Source organism: Streptomyces albireticuli, assembly GCF_021228125.1.
GTDB classification, from domain to species: domain Bacteria; phylum Actinomycetota; class Actinomycetes; order Streptomycetales; family Streptomycetaceae; genus Streptomyces; species Streptomyces albireticuli.
On sequence record NZ_JAJQQS010000083.1, the window covers coordinates 1 to 1,095 of the forward strand.

The following is a 1,095-nucleotide window of genomic DNA, read 5'->3' on the forward strand; positions in this document are numbered from 1 at the left end:
AAGCTGCGTGAGCTGTTCACCAAGCTCCAGGCCAAGCACGGGACCGTGCTCGTCGTGGTCGACCAGCCCGCTTCCATCGGGGCCCTGCCACTGGCTGTGGCCCGCGACGCGGGATGCCGCGTCGCCTATCTGCCAGGGCTGACGATGCGGCGGATTGCCGACCTCTACCCGGGCGAGGCCAAGACCGACGCCCGCGACGCTGCGGTCATCGCGGACGCCGCCCGCACCCCACACTCTGCGCGACCTCGTGCCGACCGACGAGGCTGTTGCCGAGCTGGAGATGATCGTCGGCTTCGACGACGACCTCGCAGGCGAGGCGACCCGCATCAGCAACCGGCTCCGCGGCCTGCTGACCCAGATCCACCCCTCCCTGGATCGGGTCCTGGGCCCGAGGCTGGACCATCCCGCAGTCCTGACCATGCTGGAACGCTTCGGACCCCCGGCCGGGCTGAGGAAGGCCGGACGCCGCCGGCTGATCAGCCTCGCCCGCCCGAAGGCCCCGCGCATGGCCGAGCGCCTGGTCGGCGACATCTTCACCGCCCTCGACGAGCAGAGCGTCGTCGTCCCCGGCACCGACGCGGCCGCGCTGATCGTCCCGAGCCTGGCCGGCTCCCTGCGGGCCGTCCTCGACCAGCGCAAAGTCATCGAGAAGCGGATCGAGGACCTGCTGGAGGCCCACCGTCTTTCCAAGGGCCTGATCTCGATGCCCGGCATCGAGGTCAGGAACGGAGCCCGCATCCTGATCGACGTCGGCGACGGCAGCACTTTCCCCAGGGCCGCCCACCTCGCCGCATACGCAGGCCTCGCCACGGTGACCAGGAGTTCCGACTCCTCGATCCGGGGCGAACACCCGGCCCGGCGAGGCAACAAACAGCTCAAGAGAGCTTTCTCCCTCGCCGCTTTCGCCTCCCTGGCCGACCCCGCATCGCGGGCCCACTACGACAAGAAAATCGCTCAGGGCCAGCACCACACCCAGGCCATCCTCTGCCTCGCCAGACGACGCGTCGACGTCCTCTTCGCCATGCTCAGAGACGGCACCTTCTACGAATCACGCCCAGCCATCCCGGCTTGACCAAACCCATAAGGGCACCCCCC

1 pseudogene is annotated in these 1,095 nt (G+C 69.4%); it reads left to right on the top strand.

What is annotated here, in order from left to right:
• Positions 1 to 1,072 (top strand): annotated as a pseudogene (locus LUZ64_RS36670) (IS110 family RNA-guided transposase); the annotation flags it as partial.
• Positions 1,073 to 1,095: the final 23 nt, after the last annotated feature.